The organism is Frankia sp. CcMO1 (genome assembly GCF_977945845.1).
Genome location: NZ_CDWTMG010000267.1, coordinates 1 through 6201, shown reverse-complemented (window position 1 = coordinate 6201; position 6201 = coordinate 1). Strand labels below are relative to the sequence as shown.

The window sequence follows — 6201 nt, the reverse complement described above, 5'->3', positions numbered from 1 at the left end:
CCCTCGCAGGCGCGGCCGTGGCCGCGGCCGCGGCCGAGGCTCGCCGGCTGGACATGCCCGGGCCGCTGGCCCGCGCTGACCGGCTGCTCGCCGACTTGGCGGCCGCCCGCCGAGAGACCGACCCGCTCACCCCCCGCGAGCACGAGGTGGCCGCGCTCGTCGTCCAGGCCATGTCCAACCGGGAGATCGCGGCGCGGCTGGTGCTCAGCGAGCGCACCATCGAAAGCCATGTCCGCTCGATCCTCGCCAAACTCGGCTGCACCAACCGGACCGAGTTGGTCGCACGCTGGCGGCCCTGAACACCGGTCCCGCGAAAAGAAAGGCCATGAAGACCGTCCAGCCGAGCCGGCACCCTTCAGCGGTGGACCCCACTGGAAGGTGCCATTGGAAGAAATATTTGATCTTGGTCGAGGCTCCTGAAATCACCGTCCGCCCGATCGCGACAGGGCTGCTTCCGGCAAGTAGGCGTTCTACCGCGTTTACGCTCGCCGCTGCTTTCTCGGTAGGTGAGAAGGTGAGAAAGTGAGAAAGTGAGAAAGAGGTCATTCCTTGGTGTAGACGATTTCGTCCCGGACGGCGATCTCGAGCGACTTGGGAGTCGAATTGAAATAACTTGCGCGTTTCGAACCCTCCACAGGCCTGTGACCTGCGATGATGCTCTCGATCACGTATTTGTTACTTCATTACGTCCCCTTGATGCCGTCCAGTGACTTGAGGCCGCCCGTGGAATCTCGGGTCGCTCTCACTTGGACCGGCAGTCGATCACTCGCATGAGGCAGCTCGAAGGCGAACATCTGCTCGTCACCGAAGGCATCCTGCATAAGGCGCCGAAAGGTCAATTTGAGCGGCACGCCGTCGACGACTACACGATCGGGCTTCCAGAGAGATACGTGGATTTCAACGGCGCGTGGTTCTTCGTCGACAAAGATGCGCATGACACAAATTTTCCCGGAAGGGGACCGCCACATAAGTTCTGCCCGAATGTCACCTTGAGCCCTGCCGGTACCGGATCCCCGCTCGGCGACTCCGTGGGAGGGGGCCCGGCGTGCCTCGTCCGCCGGCTGGGGGCGCGGCGTGCGGGCAGCGCCGTCGAGATGTGTCGTCGCGGCAGGGCCGGGCGGGACTGGCCGGCGGGCCGCGGGCAGGTGTTTCCGGGCGCCGCCGGGCAGCGTCTGGGGCCGCTCGAGCGCGTCCGCCTCGTCCGGGACCGCCCTCTGATCTGGCGCGACCGCCAGCTGCGGGGCACTCGCGGCCGGTCCGGGCGGCGGCTCGACCGCCTGCACGGGGGGGGGGAAAAAACGGGGGCACCGCGACGGCCGGAGCGATTGCCCCCGTTTCGGGGTCGAGGGACCGCAGCCGCGCGGTCGCCGCATCCGACACCGCTCTGCTGTCGTCGTTGGCGAGACGTACAAACTCGGCGCGGACCTTCCCACGCACCAGCTCGTTCCCGACCCGGTGCAGACGGTCCATTTCGTCGAGAGCGGCGAGGCGGACCGCGGCCAGGGGGCTGTCCACCGAATGCCGCAGGTAGGGAGGCAGCGTCCAGTTGACGTTCCTGGCGACGACGGTCCGCCCCTGGACGTTGTCCTGCTTCTTCGGCCGCTGCTGCGGCATCTCGGCCACGACCCGGTCGTGGACGTAAAGGTAGAGCTCGTCGACCGTGATGTCGCCGTCGCCGTCGAGGTCGGCACTACCGTCGCGCAGGCCTTCGACGAGGTAGCGGGTGAATACCGACCGCGCCGCCTCCCCGTGCGGCTGGTCGCCTTCGAACGCGTACTGCGTGGAGTCCGTGGCGGTCAGCACCGTACGGCCACGGCCGCGGAAACTCTCGAAGGTGTGCACGGCCGTGTCGGCCTTCGCCAGCCGGCCTGCCGGGTAGGCCCCGCTGTAGCAGCAGTCGAGGATCAGCACCTTCTGCTGCGAAAGGCAGCTCTCCATGGCCTCGTTGACGTCCTCTGCGGATAGGCCGGTAAACCACAGACCGTCCCGGCGGGTGTTCGCCATCGCCAGGTACAGCCGGCCGGCGTCGTCCTTCAACCCGTGGCCGGTGAAATACAACAATGTCAGGTCGTCCCGACGCCGGTCCCGGTAGAACTCCCCGACCGCCTGCTCCACCTGGTGGTGCGGCTCGTTGGCCAGAACCGTGACCTCGAACCCGGCGATCCGCGGATCCCCCAAGACGTCGGCAAGGGCCTCGGCGTCGTGCGCCGGGGCAGTCAACCGCCGCAGCCCGGCATCCTGGTACTCGTAGGTGGCGATCAACAGCGCCAGCCGTCGGCCCATCGCCTACCCCGCCGAATGCCGGCGCACAAAGGCGTCGACCAGCGCCCGCTGCTGTTCCGTCGACGCCTGCTCCACCTCGATGGAGTCACCGTCGATGGTCATCGAGACCCGGTGCGCCCGGCGCTGGCGGGCAAGCCAGTCGCGCACCGTATCGACCAGCGCCGGCAGCACCCCGCCGGAGGTGCCCAACGCGACCACGATCGCCCCCACCGTGACCGGGTCGGCCACCTTCGCGCCCTCCGGGACGCTCCCACCCGCCGCCAGCCCGACCGACTCGACGTCCAGCTCGCCGATCTCCGCGCGCAACCGCCGCGTCAGCCGATCACCCGCCTCGACGTCCAACTCTGGGTCCGGCGCCACGACCACCAGCACGCTCACCGCGCCGGCCGTGACACCCCGCTCACCGACGCTCATCTCGCCCCCGCTTCCCGTCGCATAGCCGCCGAGATCGTAGCGGATCAGGGGTACCCGCCACCATTCCCCAGCCCGGCGCGACGGACAGCGGCGGCCAAAGCCTCGCAAATGTAAAGCGGAATCGAACACGTGTTCCGAACCTCCGGTAGGTGCGGAGGCTCCGACCGGGCCGGTGACCTCTGCAAGCCGTGGTCTTGGGCGGCTGGACGATGGAAACCGTGTGAATCGAGAGGTTCCCACACGGTTCTGCGATGGCCGGGAGGTGAGACTCCTCCCGGCTACTTGCTGGTTCTTTGGTGGCATAGCATGATGGAAGTAACGCACCGCAACAACGAACAACCGACAGCCAGTGAATCTCTGGTGGTGCTCTCAGCTCGAGGACCAGAGGCTGGCCACGGGGACAGCGATGACGCGCTCCGCGAGCTGGAAGATCCGTGGGCCTGTGTGTACGAGGAGCCCGAGTGTGAACCGCGCACCGATCTCCGCCTGAAGCCATTCAAGGTGTCGTGCGTCGGCACGCGAAGGGGCTGCGGACGCTTTGACTTCAACGGCGACGATCTGGCTGTCTCGGGCTTCGAGGAGCAGGTCGATCTCACGGCGGCCGTTGGCGTCGCGCAGGTGGTACATGTCGGCGCCGACTACGCTCAGCGCGCACTCGGCGCGGAACTGTGCGGCGACGAGGGTGTCGATGATGCGTCCGAGTAGGTCGCCGTCGCGGAGCGCGCGGCGGTGGTCGATACGGAGCAACGGGGCAAGGAGGCCGGGGTCGGTGAGGTATCGCTTGGGCAGCCGGACCGCGCGACTCGTGCGGTTGCGCGCCCAGGCGGGGACCCGCTGGGTGATCATGAGGGTGTCGAGGAGGTCGTCGTAGGCTACGGCGGCGTCGCGTCCGATGCCCGCCGAGTCGTAGAGCAGCTTGTGGGTCGGCGAGCCGGCGGTGTTGGCGGCGATCGCCTGGAGATATCTGCGAAGTCGCAGGGGGTCTCGTACGACGCCGAGGGCCGGGGCTTCCCGGGTCGCGAGGTGGTCGACGTAGCCGGTCAGCCAGCGGTCGCGCGCTCGGTCGGCCTCGGTTCGCAGCGCCTCCGGCCAGCCGCTGCTGAGTGCCTCGGTCAGGTAGGTGTGCAGGTCCCAGCCGGTAGGCGGATCCGCGAACGCGTCCGCGTCGGCGTCGAGGATCCGGTCGATGAGCGAGGGTGCGGTCGGGTCGCCGTGGCGTTCCCGACCGACGAGGGGATACATCGTCAGCCGGACGATTCGGCCGGTAGCAGGCCAGCCCGAGGCGGTGAGGTCGGCTTGCGACGATCCGGTGAGCACGAACCTCCCTGGGCGCGGATCGTCATCGACGGCCCGCTTCACCGCGCCGAGCACCTCGGGCACGACCTGCCACTCGTCGATCAGGACAGGCTCCTCGAGCCCGCGCAGCGCCGCGTCGGCGTCGGCCCTGACGACCGCGGCCTGCGCCGGGACGTCCAGCCGCAGGATCGACTGGCAGACACGCCGGGTCGTGGTTGTCTTGCCGCATGCCCGGGGGCCGACGACGAGGACGGCTGGGTGGGAGGCGAGGACATCCTGCAGCTCCACGTCGAGCAGGCGAGGAACGTAGGCGCGCACCAACATCCGATCATGAAAATAATACATTCTTGACCATGGTAATTACACGTAGAACACCGGTAATCTAACACGCACTCGAACCGCGCTTCGACATCCCGCTGGTCGCCAGCATCCCCGCGGTCCGTTCCCCGCACGGCCCGCGGCGACGCCACCCGGGCAAGCTGCGTGCGGGCAAGGCCTACGACCAGCCGGACCTGCGCTGTTTCCTGCGCCGACGCCGTATCGCGGTTCGTATCGCCCGCCGCGGCGTGGAGAGCACCGAACGCCTCGGCCGGCACCGGTGGAAGGTGGAGACACCCCACGTAAGACACGCTCTTACTGTGGCTCACGGGGCCCACCACGTCATCCGTCGGGCGGTCGGCTTCGACCTTCCCGACGGGGCGTCTCGGACGTCGTCGTGGCTGCTGGGAGGTCATCCCGCTCGGTGTCCCAGATGGCGGATAGCGTTGGTCGGCCGAAGCAGGGACGGAACCAGATGGTTATCTCGCTGTCCGCAGTCTCAGCGATCGTCCCGCGTGCTCCCGTGACCATGGGATTGCCGCATGCGGTCAGCAGTCCGGCGACGCTGAGGTGTATGGCGTCCCATGCGTGGGCGACGGCGCGCCAGTCGGGGCTGAGCGCCCAAGGCGTATGAATGCCCCAGGTCAGCCATTCGCCGGGCACGTTGGCGACGGTCGGATGGCGCTCGCATAGGCGCAACCAGTCGCTGGGGCCATGTAGCTCGTAAACGCGCGCGTGGGCGGTAACCGGCACACTCCAGCAACCGATCTGCGGTCCGTGCCGCGACGTGACGCCGACGTCGCAGAGCTGGGTGGCGGGGAGCCTGGGGCCCAGCCTGGTCGAGGTGCGGATGCCGGCGGGCAGGCGGAACCGGGGGGCCTCCCGGGGAGTGGCCCGGGCGGCGAGTTCGTCGAGATCGGGTGGGGTCGCGGGAGAGCCCAGCAGGATCTGGTCCTGGCGGCGTAGCGGCTCCCACCACCACCACGCCGCCGGCGCAGCCGACAGCCGCACGGCGACATCGGCGAGGACCGGAGCGTCGGCAAGCAGGAACTGCCGCACGGACTGCTGTAGGGGATACCACGCCCAGCCGGAGACGGTGCGCAGGGTGACGGCAGTGAGGCGTTCCACGTCCTGCAGCGCGTCGACGTAAGGTTCCAACACGGTCCGTGGCTGAGGGCTGTGCTCGCGCCGGCGGCTGGCCCACCCGGCGGCGTGGGGCGGGCCGATCATGTTCGTCCTCAGTGTTGCAAGGAATACAGGTGGTTCGGGACTTCCGGCGTACGCATCTCGGACGGCGCCCAGCCGCAGGCCGGCGAGCTCCGCGAGCACACCGAGCGCCCGTGGCGCGCCCAGCAGTTGCTGGGCGCGCCACGGGAGGCTGCGGCGCAGGGGCTCACTCATCATGCGGGGACAACCGAAGGGTGATAACCAAGATCGTACATGTGATAGACGGCCAGATATGAGGACTCGCCCGACTCGACGCTAGGCCGGTGGTACGGGACAATCCTCGATGAACTTGGTGTTGTCGACGTAACCCACTTTGATCACTCCCCTGATCGTCACGGCGATCTCAGACTCGCCCTTATACTAGCCGTAGTCCCGGCACGGCCGGTGACAGGGTGCCTCGTAACTATACCTGTTCGGCCGCGAGTCGACACATGGTTCCCCAATCGGATCGAATTCGCAGTACGGAGGAAGCACCGAGTAGGAGAGCTGCGTCTTGATCGAGATGTTCTCGGCCACGTACGGTGCGCCGTTTCCGCTGTTGAAATAGCAGGCGGCGGTGGCGTGGACGCTCGCATCACCGAAGCCACCCGAATAGTGTGGGTCCTGTTCCTGCAGGTCGCAGAAGGCTCCGGCCTCGTCGAAGATAAGCTGCGCATCTGGATC

7 protein-coding genes and 1 pseudogene are annotated in these 6201 nt (G+C 67.8%); 2 read left to right on the top strand and 6 right to left on the bottom strand.

Annotated elements, in window-relative coordinates; genetic code table 11:
* A partial coding sequence (locus tag AC08OU_RS21500) for a helix-turn-helix domain-containing protein (RefSeq protein ID WP_476605641.1) occupies positions 1–299 on the top strand: 299 nt, incomplete at its 5' end.
* A 384-nt stretch (positions 300–683) separates the two neighbouring features.
* Here AC08OU_RS21500 and AC08OU_RS21495 read toward each other — a convergent pair.
* From AC08OU_RS21495 to AC08OU_RS21480, 4 genes are all read right to left on the bottom strand, one after another.
* Positions 684–935, bottom strand: a complete 252-nt coding sequence (locus AC08OU_RS21495) for a hypothetical protein (RefSeq protein WP_476605640.1) — start codon at positions 933–935, stop codon at positions 684–686.
* A gap of 49 nt (positions 936–984) precedes the next feature.
* Positions 985–2283 carry a caspase family protein gene (locus AC08OU_RS21490; RefSeq protein WP_476605639.1) on the bottom strand — a complete coding sequence of 433 codons (1299 nt, stop codon included), beginning with the start codon at positions 2281–2283 and terminating at the stop codon, positions 985–987.
* 3 nt (positions 2284–2286) lie between these two features.
* Positions 2287–2697 carry an effector-associated constant component EACC1 gene (locus tag AC08OU_RS21485; RefSeq protein WP_476601062.1) on the bottom strand — a complete coding sequence of 137 codons (411 nt, stop codon included), beginning with the start codon at positions 2695–2697 and terminating at the stop codon, positions 2287–2289.
* 369 nt (positions 2698–3066) lie between these two features.
* Positions 3067–4317, bottom strand: a complete 1251-nt coding sequence (locus tag AC08OU_RS21480) for an ATP-binding protein (protein ID WP_476601060.1) — start codon at positions 4315–4317, stop codon at positions 3067–3069.
* Positions 4318–4469: 152 nt separating this feature from the next.
* On the opposite strand from AC08OU_RS21480, the pseudogene AC08OU_RS21475 reads away from it, so the two are divergent.
* A pseudogene (locus AC08OU_RS21475) lies at positions 4470–4604 on the top strand (IS5/IS1182 family transposase); the annotation flags it as partial.
* Positions 4605–4653: 49 nt separating this feature from the next.
* Here AC08OU_RS21475 and AC08OU_RS21470 read toward each other — a convergent pair.
* Positions 4654–5715, bottom strand: coding sequence for a hypothetical protein (locus AC08OU_RS21470; RefSeq protein ID WP_476601058.1), 1062 nt, complete (start codon positions 5713–5715; stop codon positions 4654–4656).
* A gap of 183 nt (positions 5716–5898) precedes the next feature.
* On the bottom strand, positions 5899–6201 hold a 303-nt coding region (locus AC08OU_RS21465), incomplete at its 5' end, for a hypothetical protein (protein WP_476605638.1).

What these genes read in the sequence shown, in the direction of transcription:
- AC08OU_RS21495 (WP_476605640.1), bottom strand. Translation starts at nt 935, where the DNA reads ATGCGCATCTTTGTCGACGAAGAACCACGCGCCGTTGAAATCCACGTA.
- AC08OU_RS21490 (WP_476605639.1), bottom strand. Translation starts at nt 2,283, where the DNA reads ATGGGCCGACGGCTGGCGCTGTTGATCGCCACCTACGAGTACCAGGAT.
- AC08OU_RS21485 (WP_476601062.1), bottom strand. Translation starts at nt 2,697, where the DNA reads ATGAGCGTCGGTGAGCGGGGTGTCACGGCCGGCGCGGTGAGCGTGCTG.
- AC08OU_RS21480 (WP_476601060.1), bottom strand. Translation starts at nt 4,317, where the DNA reads ATGTTGGTGCGCGCCTACGTTCCTCGCCTGCTCGACGTGGAGCTGCAG.
- AC08OU_RS21470 (WP_476601058.1), bottom strand. Translation starts at nt 5,715, where the DNA reads ATGATGAGTGAGCCCCTGCGCCGCAGCCTCCCGTGGCGCGCCCAGCAA.